The organism is Fictibacillus halophilus, assembly GCF_016401385.1.
Taxonomy (GTDB): Bacteria; Bacillota; Bacilli; order Bacillales; family Fictibacillaceae; genus Fictibacillus; species Fictibacillus halophilus.
This window is the reverse complement of sequence record NZ_JAEACF010000001.1, coordinates 2,132,277-2,152,985: the sequence shown is the minus strand read 5'-3', so window position 1 is coordinate 2,152,985 and position 20,709 is coordinate 2,132,277. Positions and strand designations below refer to the sequence as shown.

The 20,709-nt window shown below is 39.8% G+C and carries 20 protein-coding genes and 2 other annotated features; all 20 genes read left to right on the top strand.

Annotation, left to right across the window (positions count from 1 at the left end):
• Positions 1-121: 121 nt before the first annotated feature.
• Positions 122-344: a binding site (T-box leader), on the top strand.
• A 46-nt stretch (positions 345-390) separates the two neighbouring features.
• A complete protein-coding gene (locus I5J82_RS11270) occupies positions 391-3,039 on the top strand; it encodes a valine--tRNA ligase (RefSeq protein WP_198767925.1) in 2,649 nt (882 codons plus the stop codon).
• Positions 3,040-3,115: 76 nt separating this feature from the next.
• On the top strand, positions 3,116-4,414 hold the full coding sequence (locus tag I5J82_RS11265) for a bifunctional folylpolyglutamate synthase/dihydrofolate synthase (RefSeq protein WP_233096466.1): 1,299 nt from the start codon (positions 3,116-3,118) through the stop codon (positions 4,412-4,414).
• A gap of 120 nt (positions 4,415-4,534) precedes the next feature.
• A complete protein-coding gene (locus tag I5J82_RS11260; protein WP_198767924.1) occupies positions 4,535-6,244 on the top strand; it encodes a GGDEF domain-containing protein in 1,710 nt (569 codons plus the stop codon).
• A gap of 109 nt (positions 6,245-6,353) precedes the next feature.
• Positions 6,354-7,349, top strand: a complete 996-nt coding sequence (locus tag I5J82_RS11255; RefSeq protein WP_198767923.1) for an SPOR domain-containing protein — start codon at positions 6,354-6,356, stop codon at positions 7,347-7,349.
• Positions 7,350-7,927: 578 nt separating this feature from the next.
• The gene (locus I5J82_RS11250; protein WP_198767922.1) at positions 7,928-8,518 is read left to right on the top strand and encodes a Maf family protein; all 591 of its coding nucleotides are present in this window, start codon (positions 7,928-7,930) and stop codon (positions 8,516-8,518) included.
• A 32-nt stretch (positions 8,519-8,550) separates the two neighbouring features.
• Positions 8,551-9,222, top strand: a complete 672-nt coding sequence (gene radC, locus I5J82_RS11245; protein ID WP_197132108.1) for a RadC family protein — start codon at positions 8,551-8,553, stop codon at positions 9,220-9,222.
• Between the two features lie 72 nt (positions 9,223-9,294).
• Positions 9,295-10,332 (top strand): rod shape-determining protein, encoded by a 1,038-nt coding sequence (locus I5J82_RS11240; protein WP_137788747.1) that lies wholly within the window; start codon positions 9,295-9,297, stop codon positions 10,330-10,332.
• Positions 10,333-10,346: 14 nt separating this feature from the next.
• On the top strand, positions 10,347-11,219 hold the full coding sequence (gene mreC, locus I5J82_RS11235) for a rod shape-determining protein MreC (RefSeq protein ID WP_198767921.1): 873 nt from the start codon (positions 10,347-10,349) through the stop codon (positions 11,217-11,219).
• The gene (gene mreD, locus I5J82_RS11230) at positions 11,219-11,737 is read left to right on the top strand and encodes a rod shape-determining protein MreD (RefSeq protein ID WP_198767920.1); all 519 of its coding nucleotides are present in this window, start codon (positions 11,219-11,221) and stop codon (positions 11,735-11,737) included. The genes mreC and mreD overlap by 1 nt, the downstream gene beginning before the upstream one ends.
• A 63-nt stretch (positions 11,738-11,800) precedes the next feature.
• Positions 11,801-12,478, top strand: a complete 678-nt coding sequence (gene minC, locus I5J82_RS11225) for a septum site-determining protein MinC (protein ID WP_198767919.1) — start codon at positions 11,801-11,803, stop codon at positions 12,476-12,478.
• A gap of 15 nt (positions 12,479-12,493) precedes the next feature.
• A complete protein-coding gene (minD, locus tag I5J82_RS11220) occupies positions 12,494-13,288 on the top strand; it encodes a septum site-determining protein MinD (RefSeq protein WP_198767918.1) in 795 nt (264 codons plus the stop codon).
• 684 nt (positions 13,289-13,972) lie between these two features.
• On the top strand, positions 13,973-14,701 hold the full coding sequence (locus I5J82_RS11215; RefSeq protein ID WP_198767917.1) for a M23 family metallopeptidase: 729 nt from the start codon (positions 13,973-13,975) through the stop codon (positions 14,699-14,701).
• Positions 14,694-15,545, top strand: coding sequence for a site-2 protease family protein (locus tag I5J82_RS11210; RefSeq protein WP_198767916.1), 852 nt, complete (start codon positions 14,694-14,696; stop codon positions 15,543-15,545). Before I5J82_RS11215 ends, I5J82_RS11210 begins: the two co-directional genes overlap by 8 nt.
• 42 nt (positions 15,546-15,587) lie before the next feature.
• Complete coding sequence (locus I5J82_RS11205) at positions 15,588-17,063, top strand: Rne/Rng family ribonuclease (RefSeq protein ID WP_198767915.1); 1,476 nt, start codon at positions 15,588-15,590, stop codon at positions 17,061-17,063.
• 46 nt (positions 17,064-17,109) lie between these two features.
• Positions 17,110-17,182, top strand: a sequence feature (ribosomal protein L21 leader region).
• A gap of 14 nt (positions 17,183-17,196) precedes the next feature.
• Positions 17,197-17,505 (top strand): 50S ribosomal protein L21, encoded by a 309-nt coding sequence (gene rplU / locus I5J82_RS11200; protein ID WP_066396525.1) that lies wholly within the window; start codon positions 17,197-17,199, stop codon positions 17,503-17,505.
• A 5-nt stretch (positions 17,506-17,510) separates the two neighbouring features.
• A complete protein-coding gene (locus I5J82_RS11195; RefSeq protein ID WP_198767914.1) occupies positions 17,511-17,864 on the top strand; it encodes a ribosomal-processing cysteine protease Prp in 354 nt (117 codons plus the stop codon).
• Positions 17,857-18,147: a 50S ribosomal protein L27 gene (gene rpmA / locus I5J82_RS11190; protein WP_066239506.1), complete on the top strand. Its 291-nt coding sequence runs from the start codon at positions 17,857-17,859 to the stop codon at positions 18,145-18,147. The genes I5J82_RS11195 and rpmA overlap by 8 nt, the downstream gene beginning before the upstream one ends.
• Positions 18,148-18,275: 128 nt before the next feature.
• Positions 18,276-18,812, top strand: a complete 537-nt coding sequence (locus tag I5J82_RS11185; protein WP_198767913.1) for a Spo0B domain-containing protein — start codon at positions 18,276-18,278, stop codon at positions 18,810-18,812.
• 18 nt (positions 18,813-18,830) lie between these two features.
• Positions 18,831-20,117, top strand: coding sequence for a GTPase ObgE (gene obgE / locus I5J82_RS11180; protein ID WP_144698812.1), 1,287 nt, complete (start codon positions 18,831-18,833; stop codon positions 20,115-20,117).
• 113 nt (positions 20,118-20,230) lie between these two features.
• On the top strand, positions 20,231-20,677 hold the full coding sequence (locus I5J82_RS11175) for an ACT domain-containing protein (protein ID WP_198767912.1): 447 nt from the start codon (positions 20,231-20,233) through the stop codon (positions 20,675-20,677).
• Positions 20,678-20,709 lie beyond the last annotated feature (32 nt).

Sequence of the window (20,709 nt, the reverse complement as noted above, 5' to 3'; positions counted from 1 at the left end):
ATTAATGTGAAAGACAGGTTATCACCAAAGGAGGTTCAAAGGCATAGAATAACTTTTACAAGTTACGGCAATACTATTGACTAAAAACAGATAAGTTGTATAAAATATATTCAGATTCTATATTGTCGCGTAGACAGGGAATAGTACAACACAACACCTTTTAGAGAGAGGATTCATCTGCTGAAAGAATCCTTAAGGAGAGTTAGTTGGAAGTCGCCCTTGAGCATCTTCTCTGAAAATCGAAGTAGGAGAAGACGGTCCATCCGTTATTCATGAGTGTACAGCAAGTTTATTTAGACTTGCTGTAAATAAAGGTGGTACCGCGGAGTCCTTTCGTCCTTTTTGACGAAAGGGCTTTTTTGTTTTTTAGAAATAAAGGAGGAGAATAGAATGACGAACGAACAGAAAGAACTGACGATGCCAACGAAATACGATCCGAAGGCTACTGAAGAAAATCGTTATGATTTTTGGTTAAAAGGCAAATTTTTTGAAGCAAAGAGTGAGGAAGGAAAACAGCCGTATACGATTGTAATCCCACCTCCTAACGTTACAGGAAAACTGCACCTCGGGCACGCATGGGACACTACGCTTCAAGATATCTTAACGCGAACAAAACGTATGCAAGGATACGATGTTCTGTGGCTCCCTGGGATGGACCACGCCGGTATTGCGACCCAAGCAAAAGTAGAAGGGAAGCTTCGTGAAGAAGGGATATCTCGATACGACTTAGGCCGTGAAAAGTTCTTAGAGAAGTCTTGGGAATGGAAAGAAGAGTATGCTGAGTTCATTCGTCAGCAATGGGCAAAACTAGGGCTTGGTCTAGATTATTCTCGTGAGCGCTTTACATTAGATGAGGGATTATCTGATGCAGTTAAAGAGGTTTTCGTTACCCTATATGAAAAAGGATTAATCTACCGCGGTGAGTACATCATCAACTGGGACCCACAAACGAAAACAGCTCTTTCTGATATTGAAGTTATCCACCAAGATGTTCAAGGTGCGTTCTATCATATGAAATATCCACTAGCAGATGGGTCTGGACATATCGAAGTAGCTACAACTCGTCCTGAGACGATGCTGGGTGATACAGCGATCGCTGTACATCCGAAAGATGAGCGTTATCAGCATCTAATAGGTAAGAAAGCGATTCTGCCAATCGTTGGACGTGAGATCGAAATTGTTGGAGATGATTATGTTGATATGGAATTTGGTTCAGGCGCTGTAAAAATCACACCTGCGCATGATCCGAATGACTTTGAGATCGGTAACAGACACAACCTTGAGCGTATCCTTGTAATGGATGAAGGCGGTCAGATGAACGACAATGCTGGTGCTTACCAAGGACTAGACCGGTTTGAGTGCCGAAAGCAGATCGTTAAAGATCTTCAGGAGCAAGGTGTATTGTTCAAGATCGAAGAGCATATTCATTCTGTTGGTCACTCTGAGCGTAGTGGAGCAGTTGTTGAACCATATCTTTCAACACAATGGTTTGTTAAGATGCAGCCGTTAGCTGACGAAGCGATCAAGCTTCAAAAAGGTGAAGATAAGATAAACTTTGTTCCTGACCGCTTCGAGAACACGTATATGCGTTGGATAGAAAACATTCGTGATTGGTGTATCTCTCGTCAGCTTTGGTGGGGTCACCGAATCCCTGCATGGTTCCATAAAGAAACGGGAGAGATTTACGTTGGTAAGACAGAACCAAAAGACCCGGAAAATTGGGAGCAGGATACAGATGTTCTAGACACGTGGTTCTCATCTGCTCTATGGCCGTTCTCAACGATGGGTTGGCCAGACGAGGAAGCTGCTGATTACAAGCGCTACTTCCCAGGAAACGTACTCGTAACAGGTTACGATATCATTACGTTCTGGGTTTCAAGAATGGTCTTCCAATCGATCGAGTTTACGGAACAAAAGCCATTTAATGATGTGTTGATTCACGGTCTCGTTCGTGACTCCGAAGGGAGAAAGATGAGTAAATCACTCGGCAATGGTGTTGACCCGATGGATGTTATCGAGAAGTATGGCGCTGATGCATTGCGTTTCTTCTTATCTACAGGAAGTTCACCAGGAAACGACCTCCGTTTTTATTGGGAAAAAGTAGAGTCTACTTGGAACTTTGCTAATAAGATCTGGAACGCATCTCGTTTCGCTTTGATGAACATGGATGGCATGCAATACGATGAGATTGATCTAAGCGGAAAGAAATCATTAGCAGATCAATGGATTCTCACTCGATTGAATGAAACAGCAGAAGATATCACACGTTTGATCGATGCTTACGAATTCGGTGAAGTGGGACGCCTGCTCTATAACTTTATCTGGGATGACCTGTGTGACTGGTACATCGAAATGGCGAAACTTCCACTCTATGGGGAAGACGAAGAAGCGAAGAAAACAACTCGTTCTGTTCTAGCTCATGTGTTAGACCATACGTTAAGATTGCTTCATCCTTTCATGCCGTTTATAACAGAAGAGATCTGGCAGCACTTGCCTCATAAGGGTGAATCGATCACCATTGCTGCTTGGCCAGAAAAGCGCGAAGACCTTCATTTTCCTGAAGCAGCAAAAGAATTTGCGCTCATTACAGAGGTGATCCGTTCAGTTCGTAACATTCGTTCTGAAATGAACGTTGCACCTAGTAAGCCGATCGAACTGCAGATCAAACCAAAGAATAAAGAAATTCTTACAGCTCTTGAATCAAATCGACACTATTTAGTTCGTTTCTGTAACCCTGGTGAACTCATCATCTCAGACGAGATCTCGGCACCTGAGAAGAGCATGAGCACGATTTTAACAGGTTTAGAAATGTACCTTCCACTTGAAGGGTTATTAAATATTGATGAAGAAATTAAAAGACTTGAAAAAGAAGCAGAAAAATACGCGAAGGAAGTAGAGCGCGTACAGAAAAAATTAAGCAATGAAGGATTTATGAAGAAGGCACCTGAAAAGGTAATAGAAGAAGAGCGTGCAAAAGAAGCGGATTATCAAGAGAAATATGATAACGTATTGGCACGTATTAAAGAACTTCAAAGCTAACCATTATCAATATGAGGCGAATCCTTATTTTAGCAAAGGGATTCGCCTTCTTTATGATTAGAAGGGCGGAATTAACTTGAATTCTTACAAGGAAGCACTAGAGTGGATTCATAGCTTATTAAAATTTGGAATAAAACCAGGCCTGAAACGAGTGGAATGGCTCCTAAAACGAACAGGCAATCCCGAAAGGAAGATAACGTGTATACATATTGCAGGCACGAACGGTAAGGGTTCAACTGTAGAATATATAAGAAGTATCATGAATGAAGCGGGTTATTCGGTAGGTACATTTACGTCACCTTATCTCATTTCCTTCAATGAGAGGGTAGCATTGAACAGTGTACCTATTGCAGATGAAGAACTGCTTCATTATGCAAGATTATTAAAGCCACTAGTAGAAGAAGTTTCTTTAACGGAACTAGGAAGTCCTACCGAGTTTGAAGTGATTACCGTCATTTCACTTCAATACTTCGCTGACAAACAACCTGATATTGTTATATACGAAACAGGACTAGGGGGTCTTTACGATTCTACGAACGTTATAACGCCGATCTTAAGCCTCATTACAAACATAGGCTATGATCATATGGGCATACTCGGCGAAACGCTAAAAGAGATTGCTTTTCAAAAGGCCGGAATCATTAAGCATAAGGTACCTGTCATTACTACAGCAGATCAGACCGAGGCACGTGAAGTCATCGATCGTAAAGCAAAGGAAATGAATGCAGAAAACTATTTCCTTGATCGTGATTTTTCTGTTGTGCACCTTGAAAGTACACATAATGGTGAAAGGTTTATCTATACAGATTCCGAAGATCATATAGGTGTAGAATTTGAGATTTCTATGATGGGAACGCACCAGATTAAGAATGCAGGGCTAGCGGTGGCGGCTATTAAGTATTTAACAAGGTCTCATAAGTTTGATATTCCGCTTTCTACGGTAACGGATGGACTTCGCAAAGCAAATTGGGCTGGAAGATTTGAAAAAGTATCACATTCACCCGATATAATCATTGACGGAGCTCATAACGAGCAAGGTGTTGCAGCACTTAAACAAACACTGATCAATCATTATGGCTCTAAGCGAATCTTCCTTTTGTTTGCGGCATTAGAAGATAAGGCGTATGCAACGATGATGCAAGACTTAGTAAGTGTCGTGTACGAAGCGTGCTTTACGACCTTTGATTTTCCAAGAGCCGCAACTGCAGAACAATTATTGAGAGAAAGCCCTTTGGAAAATTCATATAGCATTCCTTCTTGGAGAGAGGCGTTGCAACATTTAAAAGAGCAATTACAGGAAGATGATATTCTCATCATTACAGGTTCGCTCTACTTTATTTCAGAAATTAGAAAAACATTTCAAAATTTGGAATAACATTTATTGTAATTTTTTGAACTTTTGATAAAATAAAAGATAATGAATTTGTCCTAGTAAAAAAGATGTGTATTTTAAACATTTCTTATTTGAAAGGGGGACAAGGTGGTGGCGTCTCGTATGGCAAGTAGAAAAAAACGTATGATTCTTACAGTGGCATGGATTTTCTTATTTCCACTCGCTATTTGGACAGCTGTTCAGATGACGAGTAATCAGCCTGATATCAATGTAATAGATCTTGGTATTATCAGCTTTTTAGCGATCGTTGTATCTTGTTTCCCGATCAAAGTGATGAATACGAACATCTCTTTCATGTCAGGTATTAACTTAGCCGTATTTCTATACTATGGGCTGACTGTTGCTTTATATATGACTTTGTTGTCTGTTTTAGCCATGTTTATCTCATTAAAGGCTCATGTTATAAAAGAATATTACAGATATATGGCGAACACCCTCATGTTTACATGGATAATTATCTGCGAAAGTACAGTATTTCATCTCTTAGGAGGTGAAGTGGGACCGTTTGCAGTGGACGAATCTATTAATCTGATTCCTGTAATAGCTTATGTATTAACAGGACTAGTTTTAAACCACGTTGGACTTTACTTTATCGTAAAAGTACTTTACGAAGAGGATGTTGCTTTTTTTGAACGTGATGCGGTATGGGACTTCGTATCTGAAGTTCTAGCCATTCCTGTTGGTCTCATGCTATATGTTCTATATTCTCAGCTCGGGCGTCCTGGAATCTTTTATGTCGGCCTACCATTTCTTTCATTATCTATCATTATAAATCTCTATCATGTCAGTCAGCAGATTAATGATTCTCTTCAAAAAGCGAGTGAGATCGGACAGCAGCTTTCTGAACATCTAAAGGTAAATCACATATTGGATGTTTTTATAGAAAGACTGATTGGTTTTATGCATGTCGATTTTGCGTTTATTTATGATGCTGATGCGGGTGAACATCTAAAAATCATCCGTCAATATGAAAGTGAAGAAGGCATTCTCACCACAGTTCCTATTAAAAAACATGAAGCGATCAGTGGAAGAGTGTGGTCCACAGGAAAAAGTATACGTTATAGCAAACTAAAGCCATGGCGAAAGATATCGGACGTTTTCTTTCAAGGAAAAGCACAATCTGTACTCTCGGTGCCTATGATCAGAAATCAAAAGATCGTCGGTATTATCACCTTTGCATCTAAAGAAAAACACGCCTTTCAAAAGCATCACCTTATCATCCTTGAGATTTTAGCAAACTATTTGGCTGTAGCGATCGATAATGCAAGAAACTACGAATCCACAAAGTTAAAAAGTGAACAATGTCCTCTAACTGGTTTATATAATTACCGATATTTTGAGAGCATTCTAACGGAAATGTACCAAAATTATGAGTATTTTAGAAAGCAGTTCTCAATCATCTTATTGGATATTGATCACTTTAAAAAGGTAAATGATACATACGGTCATCAAAGTGGAAATGAAGTATTGATCCTCTTAGCTAGAAGGTTAGAAGAATTTATTGGAGACCGAGGAACAGTTGCAAGATATGGTGGAGAAGAGTTTATTATCTTGCTGCCTGAATCAGGAGACAAAGAAGGTATCCAATTAGCTGAACAGCTTCGTTCTGTTATTTCTAATCAAGGATTTGATATTCATAATGACCTCACCGATCAATGCAGACATACGATCTACATAACTGCAAGTATCGGGGTTGCTACCGCTCCTCATCAAGGAGAAGATGCTCTTACGTTAGTACGAAACGCAGATCGTGCCATGTATACAGGTGCAAAACAACAAGGAAGAAATAAAGTTGCCGCTTATATCGGATAAAAAATCTAGGGAGTAATTCGCCTAGATTTTTTTATGTTTCTACCTTTTTATGTTCTATTAAAACGAAAAAAGCATATGTTTTAGTAGATGATAGAGAGGAGCGGATGATATGAAACAAGAGATATCCATCTTAATCAATGGTAAAGAAAAGAACTATAACGAAGATCAAACACCAGTTAAAGAGCAGCACGTTCAGAATGAGGTTGCTGCTGCCATCGAGGAAGTGAACAGAGGCGGATATACGATTCTGGCAACTTCTCTTAAGAAACGTGAAAACTTTTTTAAAAGAAAGAACGGATATGTGTTAAACAAGAGGACAAGCTTCCTTGTACCGAATAATGGGAAAGGCTTTCCTAAGCAAATTGTTGCAGCAATTATAGGGGCTATCGTTACGGGGACCATTTTAGGAGTATTAGTCTTAACAGTATTCTCTTCCGATATAACGGAGGCTGGAGATAAAGTGACCGAAGCTGCAACAGTTCACACAGAAAAAGTAGCTGACACTGGTAAATCTGTAACTATCAGGCCGATCAAATTAGAATTCTCAGCACTTCAAGCCGGTGTCTTCTCATCAAAAGATCGAGCTGAAGGAGTTGTTAAGTCCATAGAAGAGAAAGGATTTTCAGCCGTTGTTTTTAAAGCTGAAGAAGAGAAGTATTCTGTTATCGTGGGCATTGGAAATGAGAAGCATCAATTAGATAAATTTAATGAGGCCTATCAAAAAGAAATGGATAAGCCACTTTTTAAATCGCTCTCTTTTTCTTTCGATCAATTGAGAACACCAACAAAGCTAGACGAAACCTATTTTACGAATGGGCAGATTCTACTTCAAAATACGCTCACCCTTTCTCAGATGCCAGAAGCAAGTGGGTCAGGTCTTGATCGGACGCTTAGCGATTTTAACAAGTGGAAAGAATATGGAAAAGGGCAAAAAGGGAAGTGGAGTGAAAGTACAACAAAAGCGGCATCAGATTTTGAAAAACAGCTCGAAGGAGCTTTTCTAGCTTTAAAGGATTCGAAAAAGGGAGAGCTGAACTGGGCGTTTCAGCAAAAAGTAATGGATAGCCTGCAGTCTTATACGAAGCTGCTTGCTACATTAAAATAAATAACTGTTTGCTTTATGCAATGTTGCGTTTAAGAGAGTAGTTAATTTCCAGGTTGCTCGCTTTTTGCGGGGCAGACGGTGAGCCACATTCGTACGTTTCACGTATGAGTTTCTCACCTGCCCGCCTTATGCTCCTTGCTCCTGCGTCTACAAGTCAATGCTACCGCAGTATGCTTCCTCGTCGCATGCCTTGCGAGATGTATTTCAGGTGGCAGGCACGCATCTTCAACTCCAATCAACTATCAAAGGAGACAAGGATGTGAAAGCAACAATTCTTGTAGAAATGAAGAAACTATAGAAACTTAGGGTATGGCTCGATTCTTGAGTCATACTTTTTTAGTTTTCAACAAGACTGGGTGAAAGAAATGAGTGTAAGACAAAATGTGTTATTTGATAGGTTTTAAGAATTTTGTCGGAATTCGTCAATGAAATTAATTATTTGCCCTCATAAAATACTGTAAAGAACCGAAAAACTAATAGAAGTATGTTTTTCGGCGTAATTTGTCTAATTTTAACAAGTTTGCTATTGTAAATCTGTACGTAACTATACATCAATGAATTAGATGAAAGGTGATTACATGAAACGCCTCATATTAGCCTCTGCTTCACCTCGAAGATATGAACTTCTGTCATTAACGCTTCTTCCATTTGAAACGTATCCAAGTACACTTGAAGAAAAAATGGATCATTCCCTTACTCCAAGTCGACTGGTAGAATCACTTGCTGAGCAGAAAGCAGCAGACATTTTTACTCAAAAACCAGATTGTGTGATCTTAGGTGCAGATACAATCGTATCTTATCAGAATAATCGTCTTGGTAAACCGAAGGATCGGATGGAAGCTGCCGAAATGTTAAGGATGCTCTCAGGTCAAACACATGAAGTTTACACGGGGGTCTGCTTAATAGACGAAACAAAAAAAGTGATTTTCTCTGTAAAGACAAATGTTACTTTTCACACTTTAGATGAAAATACAATTGAATGGTACTTAAACACAGGTGAACCATTTGATAAAGCTGGAGGCTATGGAATCCAAGGATCCGGGTCACTATTAGTTGATAAAATCGAAGGTGATTATTTCAATGTTGTAGGGTTACCGATTTCTAAAGTGGTCCGATCACTAAAAGAATTCGGGTTTTCATTCACCGAGTCAGTCACGAAGACTGAATAATAGGGGGGACGTAAGTGGTAACGAAGCCGCTTATGATAAAAGATTACCCATTACAGGAGAGGCCTCGAGAAAGACTGCTAAACGATGGTCCTGAAGCACTCTCCAACTATGAATTGTTAGCTATTCTTTTAAGAACGGGTACGAAACAAATGTCTGCTATCCAGCTTGCTCATCATATCATTCAGCAATTTGAAGGATTGAGACATCTAAAAGAAGCAACAATTGGTGAATTGAAAGAGATCAACGGTATAGGATCCGCGAAAGCAGTGGAACTAATGGCTGCCATTGAGATTGGAAAGCGTATCAGTCGTCTTCAGTTTGAAGAAAGGTACACGATACGTTCCCCTGAAGATGGAGCTAGGTACCTAATGGATGAACTGCGTTTTTTACAGCAAGAACACTTCGTTTGTTTATATTTAAACACTAAAAATCAAGTGCTTTATAAAAAAACTGTATTTATAGGAAGTCTGAATACTTCAATTGTACATCCGAGAGAAGTATTTAAAGAGGGCTTCAAACGCTCTAGTGCTTCAATTATTTGTTTTCACAATCATCCTAGTGGTGATCCTGCCCCAAGCAGGGAAGATATTGAAGTGACAAAAAGATTAGTAGAGTGCGGAAAGATGTTAGGAATTGAAGTGTTGGATCACATCATAATAGGTGATCAAAGATACGTAAGTTTAAAAGAAAAAGGATATGTTTAACATTGTCTTTTGTTTCTTTTTTAGCGTATAATCAAACTTATGAGTTTTGCTTGATGAAAGGAGTCTACATAAATGTTTGGTGGATTTTCAAGAGATTTAGGAATTGATTTAGGAACTGCAAACACACTTGTTTACGTGAAGGGCAAGGGTGTTGTTGTGCGTGAACCTTCCGTTGTTGCTTTGCGTACTGACACAGGTTCAATTGAAGCGGTAGGTAATGCTGCTAAGAATATGATTGGACGTACTCCTGGTAATATCGTTGCCGTACGACCAATGAAAGATGGAGTTATTGCTGATTTTGAAACAACAGCTACAATGATGAAATACTTTATTCAGCAAGCCCAAAAAAACCGTTCTGTTTTTGCGCGTAAACCTTATGTAATGGTATGTGTGCCATCAGGAATTACTGCAGTTGAAAAACGTGCGGTCGAAGATGCGACTAAACAAGCGGGAGCTCGTGAAGCTTACACGATCGAAGAACCTTTTGCTGCTGCAATTGGTGCAGATCTTCCTGTATGGGAGCCAACAGGAAGTATGGTCGTTGATATCGGTGGAGGAACGACTGAGGTTGCTATCATTTCTCTAGGTGGAATCGTTACAAGCCAGTCAATCCGTATTGCTGGGGATGAAATGGATGATGCAATCATCGCTTATATTAAGAAGACTTATAATCTTATGATCGGTGAAAGAACGGCTGAAACTCTTAAGCTAGAAGTAGGTTCTGCTGGTGCGCCGGACGGTATTGAGGATATGGACATCCGTGGTAGAGATTTGTTGACAGGTCTTCCAAAAACGATTACGATTACGGCGGAAGAAGTTTCCAGTGCGTTGCGTGATACTGTAAACAGCATTATGGATGCTGTTAAAGTAACTCTTGAGAAAACACCACCAGAACTTGCTGCTGATATTATGGATCGGGGTATTGTTCTAACTGGTGGAGGTGCTTTATTAAGAAACTTGGATAAAGTAATCAGTGAAGAGACGAAGATGCCTGTTATCGTGGCTGAGAACGCGTTGGATTGTGTAGCAGTTGGAACTGGCCGTGCCCTTGAAAACCTGCACCTTTTTAAATCCAAGGCTGGTATAACTTCTAGATCTAAATCCAAGTAAGAAGGTGTATTTTCATGCCACATTTTTTTTCGAATAAGCGCCTTATCATTCTGCTAGTTAGTATTATTATTCTAGTAGCACTGATTGGTTTTTCGATGAAAAAAAGGGAAAGCCTAACCTTACCTGAACAGTTTTTAAAAGATTCTGCAGGACTAACACAAACGATTTTCTATAAACCCGCTAATACACTAGCGGGTTTCTTTGAGAATTTAGCTGAAATGAAGCAGCTCTACAAAGAGAATCAAATGTTAAAAGCTAGGTTAGATGAGTACGCGAAACTTTATGTACAGTATGAGGAAGTTAAAAAAACAAACGAAACACTTAAAGCACAATTAGACAAAGAAGAAGATCTCACAGATTTTAAAGTGAGAGAGGCGACTGTGATCGGCCGCTCCCCTGACCAGTGGAATCAATTTATCTACATCAATAAAGGGGAAAAAGACGGTATTAAACCAAAGATGGCAGTCATTTCACCACAAGGATTTATTGGGAAAGTAACTAATGTCTCCTTGTTCCAGTCAACGGTTCAGTTGATTAGTGACAATGATCGGACGAATCGTTTCTCTGCTATCGTTCAAGGAGAGAAAAATATCTTTGGAACAATCGAAGGTTATGATGCCAAAAAACAAGCGTTAGTGTTTAAAAAGATTCCGGTAGATGCAAAGATCAAAAAAGGCCAAAAGGTTATTACCTCAGGTCTTGGAGATGTTTTTCCACCTAACCTGCTCATCGGAGAAGTTATTGATATCGAACCAGATGAAGTGGGCTTGACACAAACGGCTTATCTAAAGCCTTCAGCAGATCTTTATGATTTAGATCATGTGATGGTGTTAGAACGCGAAATGCCTGCAGTGGATGAAAGTTTAAGAGAAAAGGAGGAAGAATGATGAAAAAAGTCTTTCTTCCTTTTCTTATCTATCTAGCTTTTATTAGTGAAAGTTCTTTAGTACAAGCTTTCTTGCCTCAGGATAATAGTATGGAGTGGCAACTGGTTCCCCGTTTTTCAATGGTACTAATCTTGTTTGTTGCCATGTATGTAAACACCACATACGGACTTTTGTATGGGCTTGCTTTTGGTTTGCTCACTGATCTTCTGTATACAGACATCATTGGTGTTTATTTGTTTTCTATGGCAGCTACTGCCTACATTACATCAATCTTTTCTAGGTATTTATTTGGGAACTTGATCGTGACGTTGCTTCTGTCCGTAGTAGGAGTTTCCATATTAGAGTTTTTTGTATACGGTTTGAACAGTCTTATAGGGATCAGTACTCAGATGTTAGATGTATTCCTGTATAAAAGATTGTTGCCTACCCTCATCTTAAACGGTTTCTTTGCGATACTCATTTATTATCCGTTTGTAAAGCAGTTGAACCAAATTAAGGATACTCTAAAAGAAAACTAACTTCTGCAAAGAGGAATTTAGACCTAGCTGTCGAATGTTAGTACGTTGAGGTGAACAATGGCAATGGTACAAAAACTCCAGCACAACGTAACAATTAAAGGAACAAAAGACGGCCTCGTTTTATTGTTGGATGATAAGTGTTCCTTCGATCTATTAGTCGAGGAGCTTAATGATAAATTAACCGCCGGAAGCAGCCAAATGTTAAACGGACCTGTTATATCCGTTAAAGTAAAAGCAGGGAATCGTTATTTGACAGCTGAACAAAAAGAGAGATTAATTGAAGTTCTTAAACAAAAAGAAAATCTTAACTTAGATCATATTGAGTCAGAGGTTATCACAAAAGCTGAAGCCGAAGAGATGAGAAAAGATGCTCAAGTTGTAACGGTATCAAAAGTCGTCAGATCAGGTCAGGTGCTTGATATTCAAGGAGACCTGCTTCTGATTGGCGATGTTAATCCTGGAGCAACTGTTATGGCGACAGGGAATATTTACATTCTTGGTTCGCTAAAAGGAATCGCTCACTGCGGCACGAAAGGCAACGAAGAAGCGATCATTGCAGCATCCGTAATGAAACCTTCTCAACTTAGGATTGCTCACCATATTAATCGAGCACCAGACTCTTATCCGGAACTAGGAAATGAGATGGAATTTGCTTACATATCCAATGAAGAAAAACAGATTCGTATTGATCGGATCAGTGCTGTTCATCGATTAAGACCGAAACTGAACAGTTTGCTATAGAAAGGGGAATGAAGCATGGGAGAAGCGATAGTCATAACGTCTGGGAAAGGTGGAGTCGGTAAAACGACGACTTCTGCCAATTTAGGGACTGCTCTAGCTCTTTCTGGGAAAAAAGTATGTCTTGTAGATACTGATATCGGGTTGAGAAACTTGGATGTATTGATGGGACTTGAAAATCGCATCATCTATGATCTTGTTGATGTTGCAGAAGAACGCTGCAAGCTTAAACAAGCATTAATAAAAGATAAGCGCTTTGAGTGTTTGTACCTGCTCCCAGCAGCTCAAACAAAAGATAAATCTTCCATTACCCCTGAACAAGTGAAAAAGATCGTTCAGGAATTAAAGCAAGATTATGATTATGTCATTATTGACTGTCCTGCAGGTATTGAGCAAGGCTTTAAAAATGCCATTGCAGGTGCGGATAAATCAATCGTTGTAACAAACCCTGAGACTGCTTCTATGCGTGATGCTGACCGCATCATCGGGCTTTTAGAACAAGAGGATATGGAACCGCCTAAACTTATTGTAAATCGTCTGCGCAATCATCTTGCAAAGAACGGTGATATGTTAGATGTTGATGAGATCGTTTCCGTGCTTTCTATCGAGCTTCTCGGAGTCGTAATTGACGATGAGAGCGTAATAAAAGCTGCGAACAAAGGTGAACCCGTTGCGTTACAGCCTGACTCGAAAGCTTCAATTGCTTACCGGAATATTGCTAGAAGAATATTAGGTGAGTCTGTTCCGCTTCTATCTTTAGAAGAAGACAAGGGTTTCTTTGGGAAGATCAAAACATTATTAGGCATGAAATAAAGCATCGGCTTAGCGCTGATGCTTTTTTTATTGGGCTTATTTCTCTGTAAAATTTGAAAGTAGTTGATTTCCGTTCCAGGATGCTCGCTTTCCGCGGGGCGACCGGTGAGCCCCTTGCCGCTTTGCGCCCTTAAGGGTCTCACCTGACCGCTCGTCCCGCAGGAGTCTCGCACCCTACACTCCAATCAACTAGTCAATGATGTTTTTTAAAAACTTTTTAACACATGCTTTGTTGTTTCTAAATGCTGATTTACTTTTCAGGATGCTTGTTTTTAAACCTTGAGCCATCTCGGATTTAGGTGTGGAAAAGCATCTGTGCTCCCAAACCCACAAGAGAGAGCTTTCTTTTCGCATACCCTATGAGAAGCTAGAAAAGTGGTGTTGCACTATATATCGTCCATTCAAGTTGACTCAAGAAGTTTTGTTTTTTTTGCTACATTTGCAAGTTGATTGGAGCGGAAGGTTGCCGACTCCTATGGGACGAGCGCTCAGGTGGAGACTCCTAACGGCGCGAAGCGGCAGGAGGCTCACCGGTCGCCCCATGGAAAGCGCGCAACCTGGAGCGGAAATCAACTTACTCTCAATAACGATTTATCTGAAGCAGTAATCTTCTAGACCATTTACTCATATCTCCAACGGACAAGTCATAGGATGTACATATATGAGAAAAATGGAGGAACGGTTATGAAAAATAGAGCAGATGAAATCCGAAAGAAGTACGGTAATATTTCTAAGAACGGCAGTTCAAAAGAAAGTAGTACGGTTATCTCATCTAGGGACGAACCGGAAAAATCTCATCCTCTATTCAACCGTCATGCTATGTTAATGCAGATCATGTTTTCAATTATCTTATTCTTAATAGTAGGAATTGCATTTAAGAATAATAATGATCATACCGTACAAGCACAAAAGTTTATCAAACACGTCTATCAAGATGAATTTCAGTTTGCGGCTGCAAAAGATTGGTATGAAGATAAATTTGGAAAACCATTAGCTTTATTTCCAAAAGATAAGTTACAGAAAGAAAAGAAAACGGAAGAAGTCAGTGAAGTATTTGCTGTTCCCGCAGATGGAAAGGTATATGAGACATTCAGTACGAACGGCAAAGGAATCGTGATTGAAACGGGCAAAGAGGAAGATGTCGAAACATCGAAAAGTGGTTACATCGTATATGCTGGAAAAAAAGAAGACTTGGGTTATACCGTAATCATTCAACACTCGGACGAACAAGAATCGTGGTATGGAGAACTTAAGGAAATTGATAAGTCCATAAAGTTATATAATTATGTAGAAAGCGGTACACGATTAGGTAAAGTATCCGGAAGTAAGGATGGGAAGTCGGGTAAATTTTACTTTGCGATTAAAAAAGACAAAAGTTTCATTGATCCTAGCAAGGTGATTGATATTGATTAAAATAATAATGGAATTCATACGAAAAATAAAGATTAATCCTGCCTTTTGGGTTGTCATTTTCGGTGCAGTCTATACGGGGCATTTTAGGGAGATTATCGTCTGGTTTTTCGTCGTTCTTATTCATGAGATGGGTCATTTTGCTGGTGCCCGTCTTTTTAATTGGAGAGTTTCGAGAATAGATCTACTTCCTTTCGGAGGCGCCGCCGTAGTTGAAGAACATGGAACACGTCCGATTCACGAAGAGGTTTGGGTAGCTGTTCTTGGTCCGTTACAACACATTTGGCTTACGGGAGTCGCCTATATCTTAAGTCAAGCTAACCTCATCTCTGCTGATGATTTTTATTGGTTTTTTCTTTTAAACCTAACCCTATTTTTATTTAACCTTCTTCCAATATGGCCACTCGATGGTGGAAAAGTAATATTTGCTCTTGTATCAAAATGGATTCCATACAGGGATGCACAACAGAAATTTTTAATAGCGTCTGGTGCTTTGTTGGTAATAGGCAGCGCATGGCAGCTTTCTTTACAACCATCACATTTGAACCTTTGGGTAATCTGTCTTTTCTTAGGCTTAGCTCATGTTTTGGAATGGCGTAGCAGACATTATGTATTTATGCGGTTCTTGTTGAACAGAATGCAGCAATCAAACATAAAAGGGACCCGTACGATTATCGTACCTCCAACATGGACGCTTTCAAAAGTTACTCATCACTTGGTAAAAGGAGTTTCGCATTCTATCGTCATTAAAAATTTTAATCTTACAACGATCAATGAAAAACAACTTTTAGAAGCGTATTTTCATAATCATTCTCCTGAATGTGCAATCGGAAAAGTTTTTCGTTAGAATAGGATACAGAGCGAAAAACAGGGAGATGTGAATGGAACGATGCAGCGTGTAGTAATTAATGCAATAGGAATGGAAAAACGAACAGCTTTGGTAGAGAATGAAAAACTTATAGAATGTGCTGTTCATAGACCAACGAAAAGTCCATTAACAGGAAACATCTATAAGGGTAAAGTACAAAAGGTATTGCCTGGCATGCAAGCTGTATTTGTAGATATTGGAACTAGAAAGAACGGCTTTCTTCATAAAGATGATCTGCCTGCTTATCAACAGCTTTCAAGTGAGGAACAAAAGAAAGTATCCATCTCGAGCCTTATAAAAGAGGGAGAATCGATCCTAGTCCAAGTCGTTAAAGAAGAGACGGGAGATAAAGGCGCAAAATTAACAGCCCTCATCTCGTTTACAGGTCATCTTCTCGTTTATTTTCCGTTCACTCCTCACGTTGGAATATCAAAAAAGATAAAAGAATCTCATCGCCCGATGCTGCAAGAATGGGGAGATTCTGTCATAAGTAGTAACGAAGGATTGATCATTCGAACGGGTTGTGAAAAATTTCCTGAAGTAGAAATGAATCAAGAGCTTGAAAGCCTGAGAAGACAGTTGAATGAAGTTCAAAAAAGCTTTGATGCGAAAAAGGCACCAGCTCTTATCGTACAACCACATTTTTTCTATCCACTTTTAGAGAGATGGCTGAACCATGACGTGGAAGAGATCTTAGTGGATGACTATGATACGTATCATCATGTCAAAGAGTATGCTGCTTCTTTTCAAAATCCATTTTCCGTGAAGCTGTATAACGAAAAAGAACCTCTTTTTCGTAAATTAGGAATTGAAACAGACATCGAAAAAACACTTTCACCACTTGTATGGTTAAAGAATGGTTCATCTCTTTATTTTAATGTGACAGAAGCATTGACCGTAATCGATGTGAATACCGGTAAATTTACTGGAAAAAAAGATCGATCGAAGACTATAGTTGAAACCAATAAGATCGCTGCTAAAGAAATCATGAAACAGCTTCGATTACGTAACATTGCCGGCATGATCGTCATTGACTTTATTACGATGCAATCAAATGAAGACAAGGAACAAATTAATAAAGTTATGCGAGAAGCATTAAAGAACGATTCTGCGACGATAATTTTGCACGGCTTTACGAAAATGGGTTTGTTTGAGATGACTAGAAAAAAAGAGCGACCTTCATTACTTGAGACGCTTGCCACAAGGTTCGACCGCCATATGATGGATGGTTATATCATTCGTCCAGAAACCTTTTATTATGAGATGGATCGTGTAATGAAAGAATACACATACGAAGATGATGAGGCATTGTGGATTGAGGTGCCACGCCACTATTCTGAATGGTTGAAAAAAAATCCGGACAAGCTTAAACTTTTAGAGAATCAACATGGTATAACAGTGATTGTTTCTATCGGTTCGTCAAACCGGGAAATGACAGTCAGACAATCAGGAAAAATAGTTGAAATAAGAAGCAGGATGTTAAAAGATTCACATTGACATAAGGGTGCCAAACATGGTATCCTTTTTTCGTTAGTGTTTGGAGCACCCGCTCCAACCGCACAGACCAGGTTTTAAGTATTTTATATACACCTGGGATGGCGAGTCTGAGTATAAGAGGAGGTGCACGTTGATGTACGCAATTATTCAAACTGGTGGTAAGCAAGTTCGAGTTGAAGAAGGTCAAGCGATCTATGTTGAAAAACTAGATGTTGAAGCTGGAGCGTCAGTAACATTCGAGGATGTATTGATGGTAGGTGGAGATAGCTTGAAAGTAGGAGCTCCTTTAGTTGAAGGTGCTACAGTTACGGCAACAGTTGAAAAACATGGCCGTGGCGAAAAAGTGGTTGTCTACAAGTTTAAGGCGAAGAAGAACTACCGTCGTAAGCAAGGACACCGTCAACCATACACAAAAGTTGTGATTGAAAAAATTAACGGGTAATTCTCATGATTCTAGTTTCTATATACAGGAACAAAGATCAAGACATACTTTCGTTTACGATGGAAGGACATGCTGACTTCGCTCCACATGGCCAAGATTTGGTTTGTGCAGCAGCTACAGCGGTGTCGTTCGGAACGATCAATGCGATAGAGAAGCTTTGCGGCTATGAGCCAGAAGTGACTACTCATGAAGATGGTGGTTTTCTAACGTTAAGCGTGCCGAATAATCTTGATGATTCTATACATCAAAAAACACAGTGGCTTTTGGAAGGCATGATTGTATCTCTTGCTTCAATTGAAGAAGGATACAGCGAGTATATAAAATTGACTGAACATGAAGGAGGTGCAACGAATGCTTAAATTAAACCTTCAATACTTTGCCTCTAAAAAAGGGGTAGGTAGCACAAAGAATGGTCGTGACTCACAGTCTAAGCGTCTAGGCGCTAAGCGTGCTGATGGACAATTCGTTTCTGGTGGTTCAATTCTTTACCGTCAACGTGGTACTAAGATCTATCCTGGTACAAACGTAGGTAAAGGCGGAGATGACACACTATTTGCTAAGGTAGACGGAGTTGTACGTTTCGAACGTTATGGCCGTGACCGCAAAAAGGTAAGTGTTTACCCAATCGCGCAAGAAGCGTAAGAGGGAGATGAAAACTCTAACCAGATTGGTTAGAGTTTTTTCTTTGCTTTGTGAGAGTATTAAGTACTGCGCTAAATTTGTTGGTGTAAGGTATAGCCCTATTAAAAGGAAAGGCTAGGAGTGCGATGATGTCAAACAAATGGACAACTGTCGATCTTTTGCGCCACGCCAGGCATGACTGGCTAAACCAGCTACAGCTTATTAAAGCAAACCTATCACTTGGCCGCACAGAGCGGGCAAAAGAGATTATGAATGAAGTTATTGAACTATCACGGGAAGAATCAAGAATCTCTAACCTGAAAACCCCGAATTTATCGGAGTACTTATTAACATATAATTGGTTGAAGCATCCGGTGAAATTGTATGGAAAAGTAAATGGTGAAAGCGGGGATTTCAGCTTATTTGAAGAGGAATTGTTACATACGACGAAAGAAGTATGCGATGTGTTGAATAATTCCATTTCGGGTTATGATGAATACTCACTTACTGTTACATTTGATCCTGCAGCTCTTCGAGTCTGTTATACCTTTCAAGGGGCGCTAACAGATGAGAAGGATACGTATGAAGTATTGAGAAATATTTTTTCAACACATAAAAGCATGTTACTCATCGAAAGCTATAATCAGGAAAATAAGTGTTATTTTGATATTCAGTTAACTTCCTAATGGAAGGAGGAGAATGAAATGTTTGTCGATCAGGTCAAGATTTATTTAAAAGCAGGTGACGGCGGAAACGGAATGGTAGCATTTCGCCGTGAAAAATACGTTCCAGACGGTGGTCCTGCAGGTGGTGACGGAGGAAAAGGAGCAAACGTAATCTTTGAAGTAGAAGAAGGCTTACGAACGCTTATGGACTTTCGTTACAACCGTCATTTTAAAGCCCCTCGAGGGGAACATGGTATGTCTAAGGGCATGCATGGAAAAAAAGCGAACGATATGATTGTTAAAGTTCCTCCTGGTACTGTCGTGACAGATGCTAATACGGGAGAGACGATTGCTGACCTCGTACATCATCAGCAGCAAGCGATCATCGCTAAAGGCGGTCGAGGGGGCCGTGGAAACACTCGTTTTGCTACTCCTGCAAATCCGGCTCCAGAAATTGCTGAGAACGGTGAACCAGGTGAAGAACGAGAAGTAACATTAGAGTTGAAAGTCTTAGCTGACGTAGGTTTAGTAGGATTTCCGAGTGTAGGGAAATCAACCTTCTTATCGATCGTATCAGCAGCTAAGCCCAAAATCGCTGAGTACCATTTTACAACGATCACTCCTAACTTAGGGGTTGTTGCTGTCGAAGATGGAAGAAGCTTTGTAATGGCTGATCTTCCAGGTTTAATTGAGGGTGCTCATGAAGGTATAGGACTTGGACATCAATTCTTAAGACATATTGAACGAACGCGTGTTATTCTACATGTTATCGACATGTCCGGAATGGAAGGACGAGATCCTTATGATGATTTCGTAAAGATCAACGATGAGCTTAATCAATACAACATGCGATTAATGGAACGTCCTCAAATTGTTCTTGCTAACAAAATGGACATTCCAGGTGCTGAAGAAAACCTGGAAATTTTCAAAGAAAAAGTGGGAGAAGACGTAAAGGTATTCCCAATTTCTGCGATTTCTCGTCAAGGTATTAGAGAGGTTCTTTTCACAACAGCAGATACGCTTGAAGTTACACCTGAGTTCCCACTTATTCATGATGATGGTGGCGAACAGCAGAGGGTTCTATACAAGCATGAAAAAGAAGATGCTGGCTTCTATATCACTCGTGATCCTGCAGGTATTTTTGTTATCAATGGTCCGAAGATTGAAAAGCTGTTTAAGATGACAGACTTTTCCCGAGAAGAAGCAACAAAGCGTTTTGCAAGACAAATGCGTACACTTGGTGTTGATCAAGCGTTACGTGATCGCGGAGCAGAGCATGGTGATGTTGTTCGAATCTTAAAATACGAGTTCGAATTTATCGATTAAAAAAAGACAGCCTATTCTGTAGGCTGTCTTTTTTATACAGATGTCCACGTGGAATAGACATGAAAGAACAATCCTATTATAATAGAGGTAAGAAAGTCACCGGAGGAAAGCAAATGAAAAATGATCATCAATACTATATGGTAAGAGAAGACGTTTTGTCCGAATCTATGCAAAAAGCGTTGGAAGCAAAGTCTCTCTTAGATCGAGGAAAAGTTAAGACAGTGGCAGAAGCTGCTGAAAAAGTGGGCTTGAGTAGAAGTGCATTTTACAAATACCGTGATGGAATTTTTCCGTTTCATACGATGGTAAAAGAGAAAATTATTACACTTTCGCTTCACCTTGAAGACAGATCCGGTGCCCTGTCAAGCCTGCTAACGGTTGTTGCTTCCCAAGGTTGCAACGTATTAACGATTAATCAGACGATTCCCTTGCAGGGACGTGCACATATTACATTGACGATTGAAACGAACATGCTTCAAGGAGATATGAAGGACTTGTTGACCACATTAAACCGCATGGAAACAGTAGAACGAGTTGAAGTAGTAGGAACTGGCGCATAAAGAAATCCTTGGCTGATACAGCCAGGGATTTC